This is a genomic window from Janthinobacterium sp. BJB401, from assembly GCF_013372745.1.
Lineage (GTDB): Bacteria > Pseudomonadota > Gammaproteobacteria > Burkholderiales > Burkholderiaceae_D > Janthinobacterium > Janthinobacterium rivuli.
Genome location: NZ_JABXFH010000031.1, coordinates 20,166 through 38,472, shown reverse-complemented (window position 1 = coordinate 38,472; position 18,307 = coordinate 20,166). Strand labels below are relative to the sequence as shown.

The 18,307-nt window shown below is 63.6% G+C and carries 23 protein-coding genes; 9 read left to right on the top strand and 14 right to left on the bottom strand.

All coding sequences use genetic code 11. The features are described from left to right. Positions 1–66: 66 nt before the first annotated feature. The 4 genes from HWE17_RS19045 to HWE17_RS19030 all read right to left on the bottom strand — a co-directional run bounded on the left by HWE17_RS19045 (position 67) and on the right by HWE17_RS19030 (position 2,763). On the bottom strand, positions 67–399 hold the full coding sequence (locus HWE17_RS19045; RefSeq protein WP_176389805.1) for a type II toxin-antitoxin system RelE/ParE family toxin: 333 nt from the start codon (positions 397–399) through the stop codon (positions 67–69). Between the two features lies 1 nt (position 400). Next, entirely contained in the window at positions 401–688 is a 288-nt protein-coding gene (locus tag HWE17_RS19040) for a type II toxin-antitoxin system Phd/YefM family antitoxin (protein ID WP_099377240.1), read from the bottom strand. Between the two features lie 81 nt (positions 689–769). Beyond that, on the bottom strand, positions 770–1,768 hold the full coding sequence (locus HWE17_RS19035) for a diguanylate cyclase (RefSeq protein ID WP_176389804.1): 999 nt from the start codon (positions 1,766–1,768) through the stop codon (positions 770–772). Positions 1,769–1,857: 89 nt separating this feature from the next. After that, positions 1,858–2,763: a sensor histidine kinase gene (locus HWE17_RS19030; RefSeq protein WP_176389803.1), complete on the bottom strand. Its 906-nt coding sequence runs from the start codon at positions 2,761–2,763 to the stop codon at positions 1,858–1,860. 286 nt (positions 2,764–3,049) lie between these two features. Here HWE17_RS19030 and queE point away from each other — a divergent pair, with 286 nt between their 5' ends. The 8 genes from queE (at position 3,050) to HWE17_RS18990 (ending at position 11,696) form a co-directional block, all read left to right on the top strand. After that, positions 3,050–3,685 carry a 7-carboxy-7-deazaguanine synthase gene (queE, locus tag HWE17_RS19025; protein ID WP_035819193.1) on the top strand — a complete coding sequence of 212 codons (636 nt, stop codon included), beginning with the start codon at positions 3,050–3,052 and terminating at the stop codon, positions 3,683–3,685. A gap of 22 nt (positions 3,686–3,707) precedes the next feature. Beyond that, positions 3,708–4,154: a 6-carboxytetrahydropterin synthase QueD gene (gene queD, locus HWE17_RS19020; RefSeq protein ID WP_035819191.1), complete on the top strand. Its 447-nt coding sequence runs from the start codon at positions 3,708–3,710 to the stop codon at positions 4,152–4,154. Next, positions 4,147–4,659: a tRNA adenosine(34) deaminase TadA gene (gene tadA, locus HWE17_RS19015; protein ID WP_035819189.1), complete on the top strand. Its 513-nt coding sequence runs from the start codon at positions 4,147–4,149 to the stop codon at positions 4,657–4,659. Before queD ends, tadA begins: the two co-directional genes overlap by 8 nt. A gap of 228 nt (positions 4,660–4,887) precedes the next feature. Continuing rightward, a complete protein-coding gene (locus HWE17_RS19010) occupies positions 4,888–7,245 on the top strand; it encodes a TonB-dependent hemoglobin/transferrin/lactoferrin family receptor (protein WP_176389802.1) in 2,358 nt (785 codons plus the stop codon). Positions 7,246–7,308: 63 nt separating this feature from the next. Continuing rightward, positions 7,309–8,463 (top strand): hemin-degrading factor, encoded by a 1,155-nt coding sequence (locus HWE17_RS19005; protein WP_176389801.1) that lies wholly within the window; start codon positions 7,309–7,311, stop codon positions 8,461–8,463. A 162-nt stretch (positions 8,464–8,625) separates the two neighbouring features. Next, positions 8,626–9,543: an alpha/beta fold hydrolase gene (locus tag HWE17_RS19000; protein ID WP_035819182.1), complete on the top strand. Its 918-nt coding sequence runs from the start codon at positions 8,626–8,628 to the stop codon at positions 9,541–9,543. Positions 9,544–9,585: 42 nt separating this feature from the next. Continuing rightward, positions 9,586–10,503, top strand: coding sequence for a muramoyltetrapeptide carboxypeptidase (gene ldcA / locus HWE17_RS18995; RefSeq protein WP_176389800.1), 918 nt, complete (start codon positions 9,586–9,588; stop codon positions 10,501–10,503). A 50-nt stretch (positions 10,504–10,553) separates the two neighbouring features. Beyond that, positions 10,554–11,696, top strand: coding sequence for a DUF418 domain-containing protein (locus HWE17_RS18990; RefSeq protein ID WP_369681750.1), 1,143 nt, complete (start codon positions 10,554–10,556; stop codon positions 11,694–11,696). 9 nt (positions 11,697–11,705) lie between these two features. Here the strand turns inward: HWE17_RS18990 and HWE17_RS18985 are convergent, their stop codons facing one another. Beyond that, on the bottom strand, positions 11,706–12,422 hold the full coding sequence (locus tag HWE17_RS18985) for an SOS response-associated peptidase (protein WP_176389799.1): 717 nt from the start codon (positions 12,420–12,422) through the stop codon (positions 11,706–11,708). A gap of 145 nt (positions 12,423–12,567) precedes the next feature. On the opposite strand from HWE17_RS18985, the gene HWE17_RS18980 reads away from it, so the two are divergent. Then, entirely contained in the window at positions 12,568–12,789 is a 222-nt protein-coding gene (locus tag HWE17_RS18980) for a hypothetical protein (RefSeq protein ID WP_035819178.1), read from the top strand. 7 nt (positions 12,790–12,796) lie between these two features. Here HWE17_RS18980 and HWE17_RS18975 read toward each other — a convergent pair whose 3' ends face one another. From HWE17_RS18975 to HWE17_RS18935, 9 genes are all read right to left on the bottom strand, one after another. Beyond that, positions 12,797–13,042 (bottom strand): hypothetical protein, encoded by a 246-nt coding sequence (locus HWE17_RS18975; RefSeq protein ID WP_035819175.1) that lies wholly within the window; start codon positions 13,040–13,042, stop codon positions 12,797–12,799. A gap of 72 nt (positions 13,043–13,114) precedes the next feature. After that, positions 13,115–13,420: a hypothetical protein gene (locus tag HWE17_RS18970; protein WP_176389798.1), complete on the bottom strand. Its 306-nt coding sequence runs from the start codon at positions 13,418–13,420 to the stop codon at positions 13,115–13,117. A gap of 237 nt (positions 13,421–13,657) precedes the next feature. Next, complete coding sequence (locus HWE17_RS18965) at positions 13,658–13,864, bottom strand: hypothetical protein (protein WP_070259409.1); 207 nt, start codon at positions 13,862–13,864, stop codon at positions 13,658–13,660. Between the two features lie 106 nt (positions 13,865–13,970). After that, positions 13,971–14,540, bottom strand: a complete 570-nt coding sequence (gene mntP, locus HWE17_RS18960; protein WP_070218395.1) for a manganese efflux pump MntP — start codon at positions 14,538–14,540, stop codon at positions 13,971–13,973. A gap of 57 nt (positions 14,541–14,597) precedes the next feature. Then, positions 14,598–15,452, bottom strand: a complete 855-nt coding sequence (locus HWE17_RS18955) for an undecaprenyl-diphosphate phosphatase (RefSeq protein WP_176389797.1) — start codon at positions 15,450–15,452, stop codon at positions 14,598–14,600. Positions 15,453–15,546: 94 nt separating this feature from the next. Next, complete coding sequence (locus HWE17_RS18950) at positions 15,547–16,413, bottom strand: alpha/beta hydrolase (RefSeq protein ID WP_176389796.1); 867 nt, start codon at positions 16,411–16,413, stop codon at positions 15,547–15,549. A gap of 85 nt (positions 16,414–16,498) precedes the next feature. Next, positions 16,499–17,140 (bottom strand): hypothetical protein, encoded by a 642-nt coding sequence (locus HWE17_RS18945; protein ID WP_176389795.1) that lies wholly within the window; start codon positions 17,138–17,140, stop codon positions 16,499–16,501. A 93-nt stretch (positions 17,141–17,233) separates the two neighbouring features. After that, positions 17,234–17,566, bottom strand: a complete 333-nt coding sequence (locus tag HWE17_RS18940; RefSeq protein ID WP_176389794.1) for a hypothetical protein — start codon at positions 17,564–17,566, stop codon at positions 17,234–17,236. Positions 17,567–17,591: 25 nt separating this feature from the next. After that, positions 17,592–18,278 carry a hypothetical protein gene (locus HWE17_RS18935; protein ID WP_176389793.1) on the bottom strand — a complete coding sequence of 229 codons (687 nt, stop codon included), beginning with the start codon at positions 18,276–18,278 and terminating at the stop codon, positions 17,592–17,594. Positions 18,279–18,307 lie beyond the last annotated feature (29 nt).

Genomic DNA, 18,307 nt, shown 5'->3' with positions numbered 1-18,307 from the left:
TCTTTTCTTGGAATGTGGAAAGTGCAACGCCGCAGCATAGAATATTCACGCCGCCCTGCATAGGGGCTAAAAGTCGGGCCGCAGGATGCGTGTCGTGAGATGGCTGAGAAAATCGCGCCGGGTGGGCAGGAACATGCGGATATACACGATGCCGTGCGCACGGTCGTGGTGGTAGATCACGCGGATCTCCTCGCACAGGCGTTGCCGCACATCCATGCCGACTTCGCGGGCGGCCTCGACGGGCGTGTCGCTGTCGGGAAAGGCTTTCAGATCAGCGAATAATTGCCGGAAAGCGGCGCTGAGCTGCGCCTGGGCGGCGGCCGTGTGGCGCGCCTTGAAGTCGCTGCGCAGCGCATTGAAATCGGCTTGCGCGCTGTTCAGCACGACGATGCGCGCCATCTCAAGCCTGATCTAGGCTGGACAGGAAGTCTTCTTCGGACACCACGTCGCCGCGCGCGATTTCCTGGTTGCCCATGGCGATCAATTTCATGAACGCATGCTGTTCCTGCATCTGCCGCGCTTGCCGCTTGCCTTCCTGGTAGGCGTGCATGGACAGCACGACCATCTTCGCCTCGCCATTTTGCGTGATGATGATGGGCTCATCCTGGCCAGCGTCAAAGCTGTTGACGATTTCCGTCGTATTGGCCTTGAGATAGGAGATCGGCTTGATGCGTTCCTTGAGATTCATGGCGGCTCCGAATGAGATAAACTGCGACACGACCAAATATACACCAAATTTGGTCGTGTTACTTGGACGCGTATTTGCTGCTTACGTCAGCGTCGTTTCCGGCAGGCTGATGCGGTTGCGGCCCAGGTGCTTGGCGCGGTACAGGGCGCAATCGGCCGTGTGTATCAATTGCCCCAGTTCCGTGCCGGGGCCGGGCAGGGCCGTGGCGGCGCCGATGCTGACGGTGACGCAGGCACTGGCACTGGCGCCATCGGCGCGCTTGCGCGGCAGCTGCAGCCGCTCCACGCGCTGGCGGATGCGTTCGGCAACGATGGCCGCGCCCTTGAGCGACTGGTTCGGCAGGATGACGGCAAATTCCTCGCCGCCGTAGCGGGCCACCAGGTCGTTCGTGCGCATTTCGCTGGCCACGGCGCCGGCCACCTTGCGCAGGCACAGGTCGCCGCCCTGGTGGCCGTGGTTATCGTTATATTCCTTGAAATTATCGACATCGACCATCAGCAGCGACAGGGGCTGGCCTTGCCGCTGGGCGCGCTGCCACTCGGCCAGGATGGTGTCGTCGAAGCAGCGCCGGTTGGCCAGGCCCGTCAGGCCGTCGCGCGTGGCCAGGCGCTCCAGTTCGACATGCGCGCGTTTTTCATCCGTCATGTCGCGCAGGGTTTCGACGACCGCGATCAGTTCGCCGTGATTGCCATAGATGGGGCTGGCATCGACGGCCAGGTAGCGCCGCCGTCCCGTGCGCGGCATGTCGCACCAGTTTTCCGCGCACAGATTGCTGCCCGTGCTGCTGCGGTATTGCTGCTGTGCATGCAGCGCGCGCATGTCGCCGCCGCGCCCGGCCAGCAGCAGGTCGGCCAGGGTGGGGCGCTCGTCGTTGTAGAAGCAGCGGCCCGGCTCGCGCGTGCGCAGCACTTCGGCCGCCGGCACGCCCGTCAGCTGCTCGCAGGCGCGGTTCCAGATCATCACCTGGCCATGCATGTCGAGGACAAAGGTGGGCACGACCAGCAATTCCATCATCTTGACGGCGAAACCCTGGGCTGCATCGCAGGGCGCAGCGCTGGCCTGTGCATGGCTATCCGGCATGTAAACATCCTTCTTGGGGTGAATGGGGCTGGCTCGCTGGCCATGATGCAGCGCAGCGAGACGGGGGATGTTGATATTGAGCAATATTTTCAGCGATGCGCCATCGCCTCATCGTGGCAACCTGGCAGGGGCAGCGACACGCGCAAGGTGGTGCCGGCGCCGCTGAGGCTTTCGATGTGCAGGCTGCCGCCGGCGGCGGCCACGCGCTCATGCATGCCGGACAGGCCGCAACCGAGGCGCGGTGGCGAACCCGACAGCCCGACGCCGTCGTCGCTGATGCGGCATGCCAGGGTGGCGCCCGTTTGTTGCAGGCTCAGCTGGACATGCGTGGCGCGCGCATGGCGGGCGATGTTCGCCAGCGCTTCCTGCAGCGCGTGGTACAGCAGGGGGCCATGTGCGCTGCCGGCGGCCGCGTCGAGCTGGTAATCGCAGCTGCAATCGATGCCTGTGGTGCGCTTGAAGTCCGCCAGCAAGCCGTCGCACGCCGCCTGCAGACCTGCGTCGAGGGCGGGAGGGCGCAGGTCGTGGATGACGCAGCGCAGCGCCGCGATGCTGAGGTCGACATTGCGCGCCATCACGGCCAGTTGCCGCGCCAGCAAGGGCGCCGCGTCATGCGTGCTGGTCTGCAGCATGGCCAGGTCGAATTTCAGGGTCAGCAGATGCTGGCCCAGGTCGTCGTGGATGTCGCGCCCGATGCGCAGGCGTTCCTGTGCGCGCGCCTTGTTTTGCTCAGCGGCCAGGCGCGCCTGTTCGGCGTCCGCGCGCAGCTGTTCCAGCGCCTGCAGGCGCAATGCCAGGCGGCGCTGGCGCCACAGCAGCAGCGCCAGCGCAGCGAGCAGGATGGCGCAGGCCAGCATCAAGGGGCCGGACCTGCCATCCTGCGGGCGCGGCCCGGCGGCGTGGCCGGCGTGCAGGGAAGCGACTGCGATGGCCGCCAGGCAGACCAGAATGCTCAGGCGGTACGGCGGACGTATCCAGCGTTGCAGCATCTCCATGCTCCCCAAAAATGTTTTCCATCAGGCAATGTTATTACAGAAAATATATTAACTTGGGGCTATTTATATTGTCTAAACGCAAAAGCTGCGCAGTTATGCCCGCCAATGTGGCTTTCTGGTCCGCTGGATGCCGCGGCGGCAGGTGGCGGGCACGGCATTTGCACGGGAAGTGTCGTGGCGGCATATAATAGAGGGTTGTCAATCGGCTTTTGCGGTGACGGCGCATTGCGCCGGCCTCGATGCGCTCGCCCTGCGCGATGGCGCCAGCCAGCTCTTAGGAAATACAGTGACTTATAGCATTAAAGAGATTTTTTACACCCTGCAGGGCGAAGGCGCGCACGCGGGCCGTCCGGCCGTGTTTTGCCGTTTTTCCGGCTGCAACCTGTGGACGGGCCGCGAAAGCGACCGCGCCACGGCCGTGTGCCAGTTCTGCGACACGGATTTCGTCGGTACCGACGGCGAACTGGGCGGCAAGTTCAAGACGCCGCAGGAACTGGCCGCGCTGATCGACAGCCTGTGGCCGGCCAGCTACGCGCCCAGCAAATACGTGGTGTTTACGGGCGGCGAACCGCTGCTGCAACTCGACACGGCCCTGATAGCCGCCATGCACGCGGTGGGCTTTACCATCGCCATCGAAACCAACGGTACCTTGCCCGTGCCGGCCGGCGTGGACTGGATCTGCGTCAGCCCGAAGATGGGTTCGACACTGGTCGTGCACAAGGGTAACGAAATCAAGGTGGTCATTCCCCAGTTCCAGCAAGACCTGGCCGCCTACGAACAACTGGACTTCGAGAACTTCTTCGTGCAGGCGATGGATGGTCCTTTGGCCGCGCACAACATGAAGCTGGCCATCGAAACATGCAAAAGCAACCCGAAGTGGAAGCTGAGCCTGCAAACCCACAAACTCCTGCAAATTCCTTAAATACTAGTATCAATACAATAATATGCTGACTATCACACGCAAGCTCGAATTCGACGCGGGCCACCGCATTCCCGACCACAAAAGCCAGTGCCGCAACCTGCACGGCCACCGCTATACGGTGGAAATCACCCTGGTCGGCAAGGTCATCGAAGCGGAAGGCAATTCCGACAATGGCATGATCATGGACTTTTCCGACGTGAAAACCCTGGCCAAGCAGCACCTGGTCGACGTCTGGGACCACGCCTTCCTCGTCTACGAAAAAGACACGGCCGTGCGCGACTTCCTGGCCAGCCTGCCCGACCATAAGACCGTCGTCATCGATCGCATCCCGACCGTGGAAAACCTGGCGCGCATCGCCTTCGAGATCCTCAAGGCCGCATTTACCGACCACTTTGGCACGGGCTTGCACCTGCATAAGCTGGTGCTGCATGAAACGCCGAATTGCTGGGCAGAAGTGACCGATGACTGAAACGCACGCTGGCGCGCAGGACGCGCGCTATATGCAGCTGGCCCTGGAGCAGGCCCAGCACGCATGGGACCTGGGTGAAGTGCCCGTCGGCGCCGTCGTCGTCAAGGATGGCGAAGTCATCGCCGTCGGCTACAACCAGCCCATCGGCCGCCACGACCCCACGGCGCACGCGGAAGTGATGGCGCTGCGCGCGGCCGCTGAAAAGCTGGGCAACTACCGCTTGCCCGGCTGCGAGCTGTACGTGACCCTGGAGCCGTGCGTGATGTGTTCGGGCGCCATGCTGCATGCGCGCCTGGCGCGCGTGGTGTACGGTGCGGGCGACCCGAAGACGGGCGCCTGCGGTTCCGTGCTGAACCTGTTCGAGCAGCCGGCCCTGAATCACCAGACGGCGATACAGGGCGGCGTGCTGGCGGACGAATGCGGCGCTTTCCTCAAGCGTTTTTTTGCCGAGCGCCGCCGCGCGCAGGCGGAAGCGCGCAAGCTGGCCAATCCGCCGGCCTGCTAGCCAGGTCTTGCCAGCCATGCCAGCCATGCCAGCCATGCCAGCCATTGCGGCTGGCATTTTTTATAACTGTTGCGAAATAACATCTGTATAGACCAATTTGCCATTCTCAAATGAGAATGATTCGTGTTACAGTATTGTTTTCGCCAGCAAACTTTCCTTATGCATCGTTAACACTTTCGTTATCGATCCGGGTTCAAGAGCCAGCCTCCACTCTTACACCGGATCATCATGACTACAGTGCTTCTGCAGCGCTCCGCTGCGCCCGTCGTATCTCCCGTTTCTGCCCGCCGTCATAACCTGGTGCTGCGCGCCGCCTTGCTGGGCCTGTTCGCCGCGCCGCTGCTGCCGGTTTGCGCGCAAAATGCCGCCATTAACGCGGGCACGGCCGCGCAGGAGCCGGCCAAGCTGCCTGTCTTCCCGGAAATCGTCGTCAATGCCAAGCAGGACTATGAGCGCCGCGCCGGCACCAGGACGGTCGTCACGGCGGATGACCTGGAGCGCCGCAATGTCACGGACATGGGCGGCATCGTGCGCTACCTGCCTTTGATTACCGCGCCAGCGGCGGCCTCGGGCAGCGGCAGCGTCTGGGATGGTTCTGGCAATACCGGTTACAACATCCGCGGCCTGGAAGGCAACCGGGTCAGCCTGGAGCTCGACGGCATCTCGCTGCCCGACGCGGCACCCAAGCCTGACGGCAACACCCTGAACGCCTTCGCCACGGGCCGTGATTATTTTGACCCGGAAACCTTCCGCGAAGTGCGCATCGATTCGGGCACGACGGCCGCCAGCGGCGCCAATCCCGGCCTGGGCGGCGGCGTGGCCTTCATCACCAAGTCGCCCGAAGATTACCTGGGCGAGGGGCGGGATCATTATGTCGCCTATAAATACGGCCGCGCCACGGCCGACCGCAGCAATGCGCATACCCTGACGGGCGCGGCCAGGCTCGGCGCCAGCCTGCAAGGCCTGGCCGTGTACGTGCACCGCGATGGCGAACAGACGGACAGCCGCGGCACCACGCCGCCCAACCCAGATGACTGGCATTCGAATGCCTTGCTGTCCAAGCTGGTGTGGACCCTGCCTGGCGAGCAGAAGCTGGACCTGACGGTCGACATGTTCGAGCGCAAGAACAAGCGCGATCTGCGCAGCAAAGTCAGCACGTATTATCCGACAGGCGTGCAGCAGGATTCCACCACCAAGCGCACGCGCGTGAGCCTGGGCCACGACGTGGTGCTGAAGGATTTCGCCCTGTTCGATCGCCTGACGTCGAAAGTGTATCTGCAGAATGCGAACACCGATGACAAGACGCAAGGCCGCTACACCTTTGGCAGCCCGGCGCAGCGTTCCATTGAAACGAGCTTCAAGAACGACAGCATCGGCTTGAGCTCCGAAGCGTTCAAGCAGCTCAACGCCGACAACGCGCTGTTGTACGGCGTGCAGCTGGAACAGCTGAAAACGCGCCGTCCGTGGCGTGAAGACCGTCGCATCATCGCCACCGGCCAGCATCAGATCACCAACAAGAACCGCATGGCCGACATGGATACGAGCAAGCTGGCCGTGTATGTGCGCGATGACCTCAGCTTTGATCTTGCTGGCAAGAAAGCCGTGCTGACGCCGGGCTTGCGTGCCGATTACCGCAAGGACGCGCCGAAAAACCTGCAAGGCTATGCCATCGGCGTGCCGGGCGCGTCCAAAGAGGTGCGCAAGCAGAGCGACACGTATTTCACGCCCAGCCTGAGCCTGTCCGTGGAAGTTTTGCCGCAAATGAATGCCTACGCCACCGTGACGCGCGGCACGCGCCTGCCGACGGCGGCCGAGCGCACGGGCACCTATGATTCCATCAGCTATACGGGCACGGGCAGGGGGTATGCCGTGCTGGGCAATGCGAATCTGCGCAAGGAAACCAGCCAGGCCTATGAACTGGGCTTGAAGGGTGACGTCGTCAAGGGCTTGAGCATGCACGCCTCCGTCTACCAGACGGAATACAAAAACATGATCGAGTATGTGATGCAGGAAGATGACCCGGTCAACTATCCCACCATCACCCAGGGCCTGTTCCGTCCGGAAAACATCGGCAATGCCCGTACCTGGGGCGCCGAGCTGACCCTGCGCGCGGAACTGGGCGCCTGGGCGCCGGCCATGCAGGGCTACCACGTCGACCTGGCGACCGGTGTGGCCAAGGGCCGCTCCTTCAATACCCTGACGGGCGACAGCGGCGGCCTGGCCTCGGTGGCGCCGGCCAAGTCGGCCTTGACCTTTGGCTACGACCATGTGGGCGAACTGTTCGGCCTGGCCCTGACGGCCGTGCATGCGGGCGACAAACAGGCACCGAATGACTTGCTGATGGGCACGACCGCGCCCCGCTTCACCGTGCCGTCGTACACGGTCTTTGACTTGTCGACCTACTGGAACGTGCACAAGAACGCCAAGATCGTCGTCGGCGTGTACAACTTGACGGACCGCAAGTACTGGGATTACGCCGCCGCGCGCAGCCTGTCCGCCGGCACCACGGCCGCCAATCGCGCCGAGATTGAGCGCTATGCCAAGCCGGGCCGCAACGTCGCCGCCAGCCTCAGCGTCAATTTCTAAATTTTTTACCGGGGAGGGGTGCTTGCCCCTCTTTTTTTCCATGTTTGATTGAATGGTCTCTCTATGAAGTTATCCAAACTCGTTCTATCCCTGCTAGGCAGCCTGCTGATTGCAAACGCATACGCGGCCCCAGCCACCTTGGCGGAACGCTGGTCCACCTTGCGTACCGAGCAGCCGAAGTTGCAGATCCGCGACGCGGCGCGTGCGCTGGGTGTGTCCGAAGCGCAATTGCTGGCAACCAACATCGGCAAGGGCGTCACGCGCCTGCAGGCCGACGGCAACCAGCCGCGCGAAATCATGCGCGCCGCGCTGGACCTGGGCATCGTGCAAGCGATCACGCGCAATGAAAACGGCGTCATCGAAACGACGGGCGTGGCCAGCAAGTTCAAGCAGGCGGGCGACAAGTCCGAGCAGGCCGACGCCAAGGACCCGGAAACGCAAGCGCGCCAGCGCAATATCGCCGGCGGCTACCTGGGCGGCCAGATCGACCTGCGTTTCCACTTTGAAAACTGGAAATACGCATTTGCCGTGGAACAAGCAGGCCGCGATGGCAAACCGACGCGCAGCCTGCAATTTTTTGACGCCAACGGCACGGCCGTGCACAAGATCTACCTGCGCAACGAGCCGGGCGTGGCCGTCTACGATAAATTGGTGGCGACGTTCCGCCTGCCGCAGCAAAGCGCGGAGCTGAACGTGCTGGCCATGGCGCCCAAGGCCGCTGAAAAGCCGGATGCCGAGATCGACGTCAAGGAATTCCAGCTGGCCTGGAAAGACATGACGGACGTGCACCAGTTCGCGCAAATCATGCGTGAATTCCACCTGACGCGCGAACAGGCCTTGCGCCTGGCGCCGGCCGGCGTGGTCGAGCGCGTGACGCCGCAAGCGCTGCGCACCCTGCTGGAAAACGCGGCCAAGGACAAGGTCGCCATCATGGTATTCCTGGGCAATGAGGGCTTGACGCAGATCTACAGCGGCAAGATCGAGAAAACCATGGCCGCCGGCGGTTTCTTCAACGTGCTGGACCCGGACTTCAACCTGCACATCCGCGACACGGCCCTGCGCAGCGGCTGGGTCGTCAAGCGCGGCGGCGTCACTTCCGTCGAATTCTTCGACAACGACGGCACGCAAGTGGTCTCCTTCTTCGGCGTGCGCGAGCGCGGCAAACCGCAGCCGCAAAGCTGGGTGGACTTGGCCGATTCCTTGCCTAAGGCAAAGTAAGCAGCACCGTTGTTCAGCACAGTTGCCGTGCGCCGTACCGGCGCGGCAACACTTCAGCTGAGTACCGCGTGCCGGTCTCATGTCTGAAGCACAATAGTGGTATGCTGATTGCAAGGCCGCAGCGATCGTGTCTGCGTGCTGGTTCCTGTAAGAGAGGCAATCATGGCAACCATCATGGCGAACGGCCTCAACATAGCTTATGAAAGCCACGGCGACCCCGACGATCCGTGCGTGCTGCTGGTCATGGGCCTGGGCATGCAACTGATCGCCTGGCCGGCGGACTTCGTCGAAGGCATCGTCGAGCAAGGCTTTCGGGTGCTGCGTTTCGACAACCGCGACAGCGGACTGTCGAGCAAGATGGCGCTGGCGGGCAAACCGTATCTGCCGCTGGCCTACGTGAAAAACCTGCTCGGCTGGCCTCTCAAAACTTCCTATACCCTCAATGACATGGCGGACGACGCGCTGGGCTTGCTGGCGGCCTTGCGCATTGCGCAGGCGCACGTGATCGGCGTGTCGATGGGCGGCATGATCGCGCAAGTGATGGCGGCGCGCGCGCCGCAGCAGGTGCTCAGCCTGACGTCCATCATGTCGAGCAGCGGCCGGCGCGGCTTGCCCGGCCCCACGCGGGCGGCGCGCAATGCGCTATTGCAACGTCCGAAACGCAATGCCAGCCGCGCCGAACTGATGGCGCACATGGCAGCCACGGTGCGCGTCATCGGCAGTCCCGCCTATCCCGTGTCGGAAAAATTGCTGTACCAGCGCATCGAAGCGGCGCTGCAGCGCGGCAGTTGCCCGGAAGGCGTGGCGCGGCAGATGGTGGCCATTGCCGCCTCGGGCGAGCGTACGGCCTTGTTGCCAAGCATCAGCTGTCCGGCGCTGGTGATCCATGGCGCGGACGACCCCTTGATCCCCGTCGCCTGCGGCATCGATACGGCGGCGCTGATTCCGGGCGCCCGGCTGGAAGTGATCGAAGGCATGGGACACGACATGCCGCCCCAGCTGATCGAGCGCCTGCTCGCCTTGATCGATGTGCATCTGCAAGGTAAGATGGCGCCCCAGATGCGCTCCCAGCCAGCTTAAAAGTAACTCGGCGCGCCCACAACTTTTGAAGGCACGGGCATTTTGAAGACACCTGAGATTGGCATCGCCATCGTGGCACCGGGCGGTTATGCGCCCGACGCGGCGGCTTTGGAACGCGGCATCGCCCGCTTGCAGGCGCAAGGCGCCACCGTCCACAATTACTACGACCACGAGCACATATTCCAGCGCTTCGGCGGCACGGATGGGGGCCGTTTGGCGCAGCTGCACGCGGCCGCCGCCGACCCGGACGTGCAGGTGGTGATCGCCTTGCGCGGCAGCTACGGCATCAGCCGCCTCCTGCCCGACATCGATTTCGACGGCATGGCGGACAGTGGCAAGCTGTTTGTCGGCTACAGCGATTTCACGGCCTTCCACATGGGCTTGATGGCGAAAACGGGCCGCGCCAGCTTTGCCGGCCCCATGCTCTGCGACGATTTTACGCGCGACGAGCCCGAGCAATTTACACTGGATCAACTATGGTCGTGCCTGGCAGGTCCCACGCACACGGTCACGGGCACGGCGGCGGGCAATCCGCAGGTCGAAGTCAGCGGTAAATTATGGGGCGGTAACCTGGCCATGCTGGTTCACTTGCTGGGCACGCCGTATTTCCCGGAAATCGATGGCGGCATTTTGTTCCTGGAAGACGTCAACGAACACCCGTACCGGGTCGAGCGCATGCTGCTGCAATTGCTGCACGCGGGCGTGATCGGGCGCCAGCAAGCCGTGGTGCTCGGTGATTTTTCCGCCTATAAATTGAGCCCCATGGATAACGGTTATGATTTCGACGCCATGCTGGCCTATGTGCGCCAGCGCCTGCCCGTGCCCGTGCTGACGGGACTGGAATTCGGCCATATACGCCGCCGCGTCACCTTGCCGTTCGGCGGCCACGCGCGCCTGCAGTCGGATGCGTCCGGCTTCAGCTTGCAGGTGACCGACTACCCGACCCTGGCGCGCCCCTGAACTCCCTGAACGCCAAGTCCGCCAAGCCCGGCAGGTTGCTGCAGCTCGACGTGCTGCGCGGTCTTGCCGTGTTTGGCATCCTGCTGGTGAATATCTGGGGCTTTGCCTGGGGCACGATTTCCTTGCGCTACGGCACCTTGCCGGCACAGCCGCCTGTGCTCGACCAGCTCGTCATTTTCGGGATTGCGGCGCTGGCGCAATTCAAGTTCTATCCCATCTTCGCGTTTTTGTTTGGCGCCGGTTTTGCCCTGCAGACACGTTCGCTGCAACGCCAGCTGGGCAGCTGGGAGCAGGCGCAAGCGGTCTACCGGCGCCGGCTGCGCTGGCTGCTCGTGTTTGGTCTGCTGCACGGTTTCCTCATCTGGAGCGGCGACGTGCTGACCTCGTATGCCGTGGCCGGCATGCTGATCCTGCCGCTGGCATCCGCCAGGCTCAGCCGCATACGCAACCGCGCCTGGCTGGTGGCCGCCGGTTTTCTGCTGTTCATGTGCCTGTTGATTCCCGTGGGCCAGCAGGGCGGCGCGCCGGACATCGCGCGCGACCTGCAAGGCTTTGCGCAGCGGTACGCCACCTACACGCAAGGCGGCGCATGGGCCGTGGCCAGGTTGCGCGCCAACGATTTCCTCGTCTCCTTGCTGTACGCCACCGTCATGCTGCCGCATATCATCGTGCTGTTCCTGCTGGGCATCTTGTCCGTGCGTTGTGGCTGGCTGACGCAGCCGCAGCGCCACCAGCGCCTGTGGCGCCGGGTGCGCGCTGTGGGACTGGGCCTGGGCTTGCCGTTCAACCTGCTGGCGGCCGGGGCCGTCGCCTGGCAGGTAGCCGATCCGTATCAAACCGTGTTCGATACGGCCCTGTTCGAAGTGGGCCTGTTCGCCGGCGGCCCCGTGCTGGCGGCCGGCTACGTGGCCGCGCTGATGCTGGCCGGTCCCTTCATGCTGCGCTGGCTTGGAACATGGCTGGCGCCCGTGGGACGCATGGCGTTGAGCAACTATCTGCTGCAGTCGCTGATCGGCACGTGGCTGCTGCAGGGGCCGGGCCTGGGCTGGGGCGCCAGTTTGCGTCCGGCCGAGATGCTGGGCCTGGCCGTGCTGATCATGGCGGGGCAGGTGGTGCTGAGCCGTTACTGGCTGCGTTACTTTCGGCAAGGGCCGATGGAGGCGCTGTGGCGCCGGCTGGCGCGCTTGCCTTAATCCATTGCCTTAGTCCGTTCCCCAGTCAAACGTGCTTTGCGCCGCGGCCGGCGATGGTGCTTTGGCCTTGGCGGTCGGCACCAGCGGATTGTCGACGGCATGCCACTCGAACAGTTCCACATCCAGCATGCAGGTGCGCGCCAGGTGCAGGGCTTGCTCGGGTGTCAGGGCGGGATCGAGCCAGCGGTGCGCGTCTTCCTGGCTGACGGCCACGGGGCGGCGGTCGTGGATATCGACCATGCCGCCCAGGCTGTCGGCCGTCACCAGCACGAAGCCTGCTTCCTCGCGATTGACCTTGTATGGCCCGAACTGGGCCAGCGCCAGCAGGAACAGGGGCGCCCGGTCGCGGCGGTGGATGTGCCACGGCTGCTTCGTGCCTTTTTCCCCAGTCCATTCATACCAGCCATGTACGCAAACGATGCCGCGCCCCGCGCGCAGCAAGGGTTTCCAGTAGGCGCCGGCGAGTTTTTCCAGGCGGGCATTGATGGCAATGGGGATTTTTTTCTTGCCGGGAGCGGGTGTGGCCGCGGTTGCCCAGGCGGGCCGGTAGCCCCAGAAGACATCGTCGACCCTGTGCACGCCATCCTGGATGTGCAGCACGGGCCGGTACGTGCCGGGCGACACGTTCAGGTGCGGCTCGGCTTCGCTGTCGAATACGGCGTCGGTCCAGCCGAAGGACGACGCCAGCACGGGCGCCGTGTCATTTTGATCGAATCGTCCACACATGGCGAAATCATACCCGATCGCCGGGCGCCGCGCGGGCAGGCGCGTGCGCGCTTCCTGTGTGTGATCAAACGTACAGACTGCCAGCGGCGCGTGGCGCACAGTAGGGACCAGTCAGCTTCCTGACGCTTCTTGCACCGGAGGAAATATGTCTTTTGAAAATCCCACCATCCATAAAGGCTTTATCATCAGCGCCACGGCCAGCCAGCGCCGCGATGGCCGCTGGGTCGGCTCGTATGTGAGCCAGAACCAGGCCTGCGGCGCGTATGCGGACACTTGCGACTACGACGATTGCAGCAATGAAAAAGAGGCGCAGCAACTGGCGCTGTCCATCGGCTGGCGCCTGGCCGATGGCGTGTCGGCACGTTGAAACTGCCTTAGCGCTTGCCCCGCAGGGCCAGCAGCAGGCCGGCCAGGGGGAAGAGCAGGGTAGCGCCCAGCCGTACGGAGGTCAGTGAGGCGGTCTCCACACCCAGCACATGTGGCAAGGCCAGCAGCAACAGGGGCACGGGCACGGCGATGGCAAAGAAAAACAGGTACCACGAATAGCCATTCTTCTTGGCCAGCAAGGCGATCAGCGCGCAGCCGACGAGGAAGACCAGCGGCAAGTTCACATATTCCATTGTTCTGTGTTTTCATCCGGGAAAGCGCGTCATTATACGCGCCGCCAAGGCGTCCGGATGGGCTTGCCGGCGTCAGTTGCCGACGAAATCCGGCGGCTGCGGCGCCTGCTTTCCCGCGAGCGGCGCATCGGCCGGCAGCAGCGCCTTGATGGCGCCGTTATAGATGAGTTCCTGGGCATACGCCGAGGCCTCGATCAAAGCCGCATGCACGGACTTGAAACTGCTCGGCGTTTCAACCAGCACGGGCTTGGCGTACACCTGCTGCGTATCGCCGCGCTTGCTGATCAAAATCATGCCCCGGTAGCGCCCATCCTTCTCCAGCGCCCCCGCCACATGAAATTCATAGCCCCTGATCTGGTGTTTTTGTCCCTGATCCATGTCTCCCGCCTCCAGACCCGATTGTCGTGGCCCGGACCTTTTTATGCGTATCGAACAGCTGAGTGTTTGATTTGGCTCAAGACCGCCAATTCAAGCAACGGTTCAACTAGCGTATCGACGCTTGCTGCAAGCGTAGCGAGCGGTGGCGATTTGTGGCCGAGAAGCGCAACCGTACATAAGTACGGTGAGCATCGCAGGCCGCAAAGCGCCCCGCGCAGTAGCTTGCGGCAAGCGTCATCACCCCGCGCGAATGGCGCGGATCTGCTGGGCGGTTTCCTCGATCTCCCGATACGCTTCCTGGATATAGCCATTGATCGGATGCCCATCCATCCACTCGAAATAGGCGCGCTCGTCGTGTTTGATGGCAAATGGGACGTGGTGATCGCGTATCGATTCAGCCGTTTCGCGCACCAGCGAGGCAAAAAGCAGCTCAAGAGTTTCCATGATGGTCACCTTGCGAGACAGGAATGCAGAGCCTTGAATGTAGCACAAAGCGCGTCGCCAGCCACGCTGGTGCCTGTGGCGTGCGCGCCCGTTGCCCGGCCCACCATCAGGCCGGATGGCCGATATGCTCGTACAGAATCACGCAGCCGATGACGATCAGCACCAGGCCACCCACCAGTTCGGCGCGCCGGCCCGCCACCGTGCCCAGCACGCGGCCCAGCATCACGCCCAGGGTCACCATGACGAAGGTGGAAAAACCGATGGCGGCGGCAGTCACGACAATATTTGCGCCCAGCAGGGCCAGGCCAGCGCCCACCACCATGGCGTCGATGCTGGTGGCCAGGCCCGTCACGGCCAGCACCCAGAACGAGTGCGACTGGGCCGGCGCCTCTTCCTCGTCGGCATCGGAAAGGGCGTTGCGTATCATCAGCAAGCCGATGATGCCCAGCAGGCTGAAGGCGATCCAGTGGTCCCACGCTTCCACGTAAGGTGCGGCCACGCTGCCCAGGGCCCAGCCGATGATGGGCGTGATGGCTTCGATGACGCCAAAGATCAGGCCCGTGCGCAGCGCCTCGCGCCATTGCGGCTTGTGCAGGGCGGCGCCCTTGCCCACGGCGGCCGCGAAGGCGTCGGTGGACATGGCAAGCGAGAGGGCGGCGGTGGCGGCGAAATTCATCGTTGGCTTTCTGTAAACCTGGCTGGGATGTGTGTATAAACTGCAAACCCGGCGATTTTACCCCAGGTACAGCACTACCAAGGAGGCCAGCAGGCAATACGCGCCAAAGAAATGCCAGCGCCCTTGCTCGAGCCAGCGTGACAGCCAGCGCAGGGCCAGCAAGCCGGCCAGGAAGGACAGCAGCATGCCCAGCAGGCTGGGGCCGAGCAGGTGCAGCAGGCTGTTGCCGTGTTCCAGATGGTCCAGGCTGCCATTTGCCACGGCCTGGTAAAAGCGCCAGCCTTCCTTGACCAGCACGGCCGGCGTCAGTACGACGGCTAGGGCAAAGCTGAATTCCTCGGCGCGGCGCTGCGGCACGCCCATGGCGATGCCGGCGGAAATGGTGGCGCCCGAGCGGGAAAAGCCCCGGAAAGGCAGGCACAGGCCTTGCACGGCGCCGATCACCATCGCCTTGCCGATGGACAAGGTGCCATGCTGGCGCGCTTGCAGGCGCGACGACACAATGATCAGCACGCCGGCGGCAGCCAGCGCGGCGGCCATCAGCTTCGCGTTGCCGAACAGGTGCTCGATTTCAAAACCGGGCGCATCCTTGCTCATGACGTGCGTAATGCCCTTCAGCAATCCGAAGCCGACGATGCCCGTCAGGGCCGTGGCGGCCGCGAGCAGCAGCACATTGCTGCGGAAGGCGCTGGCCGAACTGAAATACGTGGCGCGCCAGGATTTCCAGAAATACACGATGACGGCGAACATGGTGCCCGTATGCAGCATCACCAGCAGCATGGTCAGCTCCGGCGAGGTGGGATCGAGGCCCATCCATTTTTCCGCCATGATGACGTGGGCGGAGCTGGACACGGGCAGCAGCTCGGCGAAGCCCTGGACGATGGAAAGTATAAATAATTGCAAGAAGCTCATGGGTATCGGACTCGGGCGGGGAAAGCAGGGCCGCCGATTTTACCCGCCCGATCCTGCGGCTACGCCCCTCGCCAGATTACAGTTTGTCCATGTCTTACTGCCTGGCCGGTGCCTGCGGCTGGAAAACGCTGCGGAACGCCTTCAGGGCTGCCGGGTGATAGATCGTGCCGTGGGTTTCTTCCGGCATTTTTTCCACATGCCATTGCAGGCCGCGCGGCGCCTGTTTCTCCAGCACCTCGGCCAGGCGCTGCACTTCGATGGCGATGCCTGACTCGCTGCTGGACGCCAGATACAGGCTGTGCTTGCCTGGTGTGCCCTTGGCTACCAGCCCGGCCGCCTGGCGCGGCAGGGCGCCGTGATTCCACCACAGGCTGGGGTCGAAGGCCAGGTAATGGTCGAACAGCTGCGGTTCCAGCAGATAGGTTTCCACAACGAACAGGCCGGCCAGCGATTCGCCGACGATGGCCGTCTCACCCGTCGTGCGGTAGCGGCGCCTGACTTCCGGCATCAGTTCGTCGCGGATGAAGGCCCGGTAGGCCGACGCGCCACCCACAATGGGGGCGATCTTGCGGTCTTCCGCATTCTCCGTCGGCCCCGTCAAATCGCGCCGGCGCTGCGTGTTTTGCATGCCGACCAGCATGAAAGGGCGCATCGTGCCATTCGCTACCGACACTTGCAGCAAGCCGGCCACGTGCAAAAAATCTTCCGCTACGCCGCCGTCCGGCATGTACAGCACGGGCAGCGGCGCATCGGGCGGCGTATCCCAGGCGCGCGCCATGTACACATTGATGTGGCGCTTTTCTTTCAGCGCCAGCGAATCGATGCTGAAACTTTCGCCGATGACGAGGGGCGTGGCCGCGCTGGAGGAAGCGGTGGCGGCGGGCGCGGCAATGGCGAGGTGGAAGGGGCTGGACAGCAGCAGGGCGGCGGCGAGGTGCAGTGCAAGGCAGGAGCGGCGCATGGTTTCCCGTGATAAGTAGTGGATAGATGGCATGTACGTGTATGGACATGCCATCGGGCAATTCTATCTTATCTTTGATGCAGTATTACTTGATCGTCAAGAGTTTCCGCTCGCGCACGATACCTGCCTTGTCGATCGTGTAGGCGACCAGCAGGGCGCCATCCTCGGCGCAGGCGTGGCAGGTGATCAGGGGCGTGGAAAACAGCACGCTCTGGCCGCCATCGCTGGTCGCCGTGCTGCCGACGAAGTCGGCGGGTGCAAACGGGACAGAGTCCGGATGGGCGGCGGCAAACGCGCGCCAGGCCGGCGTGGCGCGGTCTTCCTCGCCCACGGAGCCTTCGTCGACGTCGATGGCGGCGCCATCGCTGCCGATCAGCAAGGTGCCTTCATTCGTGTTGGCGCGGAATGGATAGGTAACGGTGGCCAAGGCCGCCTTGCCCAGCGGGCGCCAGGCGGAGATGAAGCCGGCGTTGTTTGCCTTCACCAGCATCCTGGCGGCGGCGATGGCTTGCGGATGCGCGCCGCTGCGCTGCATGGTGCGCAGCAGGCAGACGTCGGGCGCGGTCGTCGATTGTTCGCTGCGGCAAGCCGACAGCGAGCGTTCCTGCCACACGGCGCGCGCGTCGACGGGGCCGATGGGCGGAAGGCTGGCCGCCTGAACAGCCGCCAGGCTGGACAGTGCCAGCATGGCGCAGCCAAATACGTAGCGGGAAAATTGTGTGGGCATGGGGAACTTTCTGTAGCGGAAACAATAGAGCCTCCGATTATAGGAGGGGGCCGGCGAGCTTGCCCACACGAAACGGCCTTGCTTGCGCCTTGATCAGCGCTTCTTCGCCGCCGCCTGGCGCAAGGCCTTCGCTTCCTGCTTGTTGGGGATATGCGGGCGCGTGGCCAGTTCCGCCTTGACGGCGGCGATGGCGGCGCCAAAAAGCTGTTCGGCCTGTTCGACGCTCGCGCCCGCATAATGCTGCTGGTTGGATTGGGCTGCACGCAGCCGGCGCAGCAGCGCCAGCAATTGCTTGCCGTGAAGGGCGCGCAAGTCCTGCGCCAGCACTTGCGCGCCCAGCGTGACCTCCACATGCTCGGGGGCGAGCAGCTGCAGCAAGGCCAGGCCTGCAGGCTGGGCGACTGGGGTCAGTTTGGGCTTGTCCATCGGCAGTTTAAAGCTCCGTGTAGGATTACAAGTATTCCCAGATTTCATCGAAGGTTTCGCGCGCGAAATCGTTGCGCCACGCTTCCGAGTTCTTTTCGCGGCTGACGCCAAACACGGCGCGCCACGTCTGCTTCGGCGAGTTCGTGTAGGTTGCGGCGATCTTTTCCAGGCCGGCCTTGCATTGCTCGACCTTGCAGCCGCTCTTCGCCAGTTGCTGGGCCGCAGGCGCCCAGGCGACAGGCGCCTTGACGACCTGGCATTCGAAGCTGACGGCGACCGTCTGCATGCCGTTTTCCACCGTGACCGGGTCCGCCTTGGTGGCCTGGCAGGCGGCGCCATTCTTGGCGGCGATAACGTTCGCGGCCAGCTGTTCGGCGGCCGGCGTCAGGGCCGCGCGCATGGTCGCGGGGAACAGGTCGGCGATCAGCTTGCCCGTTTGCGTTGGGAACTTGGCATCCGCTTCCTTCAAGCCGCTGTACGATGCGTATTCGGCGCTTTGATGGCCCGCCAGGCGGGTCGGGCGCAGGTAGGCGTTGAGTTTGGCAACGCTGGCTTCTTCCTGGTTGATGATGGTCTTGATGTACAGATTGGCCACGTCCAGCGGAGCCAGTTCCGCAGTGTCGGCGGCGATGGCGGGCTGGGCCAGCGCCAAGGCGGCGGCCATGCTTGCCGCCAGCAGGGCGGCGCGCGAGGTTGTGTGTGTGTTTTGCATGTATTTTCTCCACGATTCAATGTCAGGCG

Bases quoted from the DNA above. Each gene is read 5' to 3' on its own strand.
- HWE17_RS19045 (WP_176389805.1), bottom strand. From the start codon at position 399: ATGGCGCGCATCGTCGTGCTGAACAGCGCGCAAGCCGATTTCAATGCG.
- HWE17_RS19040 (WP_099377240.1), bottom strand. From the start codon at position 688: ATGAATCTCAAGGAACGCATCAAGCCGATCTCCTATCTCAAGGCCAAT.
- HWE17_RS19035 (WP_176389804.1), bottom strand. From the start codon at position 1,768: ATGCCGGATAGCCATGCACAGGCCAGCGCTGCGCCCTGCGATGCAGCC.
- HWE17_RS19030 (WP_176389803.1), bottom strand. From the start codon at position 2,763: ATGGAGATGCTGCAACGCTGGATACGTCCGCCGTACCGCCTGAGCATT.
- queD (WP_035819191.1), top strand. From the start codon at position 3,708: ATGCTGACTATCACACGCAAGCTCGAATTCGACGCGGGCCACCGCATT.
- tadA (WP_035819189.1), top strand. From the start codon at position 4,147: ATGACTGAAACGCACGCTGGCGCGCAGGACGCGCGCTATATGCAGCTG.
- HWE17_RS19010 (WP_176389802.1), top strand. From the start codon at position 4,888: ATGACTACAGTGCTTCTGCAGCGCTCCGCTGCGCCCGTCGTATCTCCC.
- HWE17_RS19005 (WP_176389801.1), top strand. From the start codon at position 7,309: ATGAAGTTATCCAAACTCGTTCTATCCCTGCTAGGCAGCCTGCTGATT.
- HWE17_RS19000 (WP_035819182.1), top strand. From the start codon at position 8,626: ATGGCAACCATCATGGCGAACGGCCTCAACATAGCTTATGAAAGCCAC.
- HWE17_RS18985 (WP_176389799.1), bottom strand. From the start codon at position 12,422: ATGTGTGGACGATTCGATCAAAATGACACGGCGCCCGTGCTGGCGTCG.
- HWE17_RS18980 (WP_035819178.1), top strand. From the start codon at position 12,568: ATGTCTTTTGAAAATCCCACCATCCATAAAGGCTTTATCATCAGCGCC.
- HWE17_RS18975 (WP_035819175.1), bottom strand. From the start codon at position 13,042: ATGGAATATGTGAACTTGCCGCTGGTCTTCCTCGTCGGCTGCGCGCTG.
- HWE17_RS18970 (WP_176389798.1), bottom strand. From the start codon at position 13,420: ATGGATCAGGGACAAAAACACCAGATCAGGGGCTATGAATTTCATGTG.
- HWE17_RS18965 (WP_070259409.1), bottom strand. From the start codon at position 13,864: ATGGAAACTCTTGAGCTGCTTTTTGCCTCGCTGGTGCGCGAAACGGCT.
- mntP (WP_070218395.1), bottom strand. From the start codon at position 14,540: ATGAATTTCGCCGCCACCGCCGCCCTCTCGCTTGCCATGTCCACCGAC.
- HWE17_RS18955 (WP_176389797.1), bottom strand. From the start codon at position 15,452: ATGAGCTTCTTGCAATTATTTATACTTTCCATCGTCCAGGGCTTCGCC.
- HWE17_RS18950 (WP_176389796.1), bottom strand. From the start codon at position 16,413: ATGCGCCGCTCCTGCCTTGCACTGCACCTCGCCGCCGCCCTGCTGCTG.
- HWE17_RS18945 (WP_176389795.1), bottom strand. From the start codon at position 17,140: ATGCCCACACAATTTTCCCGCTACGTATTTGGCTGCGCCATGCTGGCA.
- HWE17_RS18940 (WP_176389794.1), bottom strand. From the start codon at position 17,566: ATGGACAAGCCCAAACTGACCCCAGTCGCCCAGCCTGCAGGCCTGGCC.
- HWE17_RS18935 (WP_176389793.1), bottom strand. From the start codon at position 18,278: ATGCAAAACACACACACAACCTCGCGCGCCGCCCTGCTGGCGGCAAGC.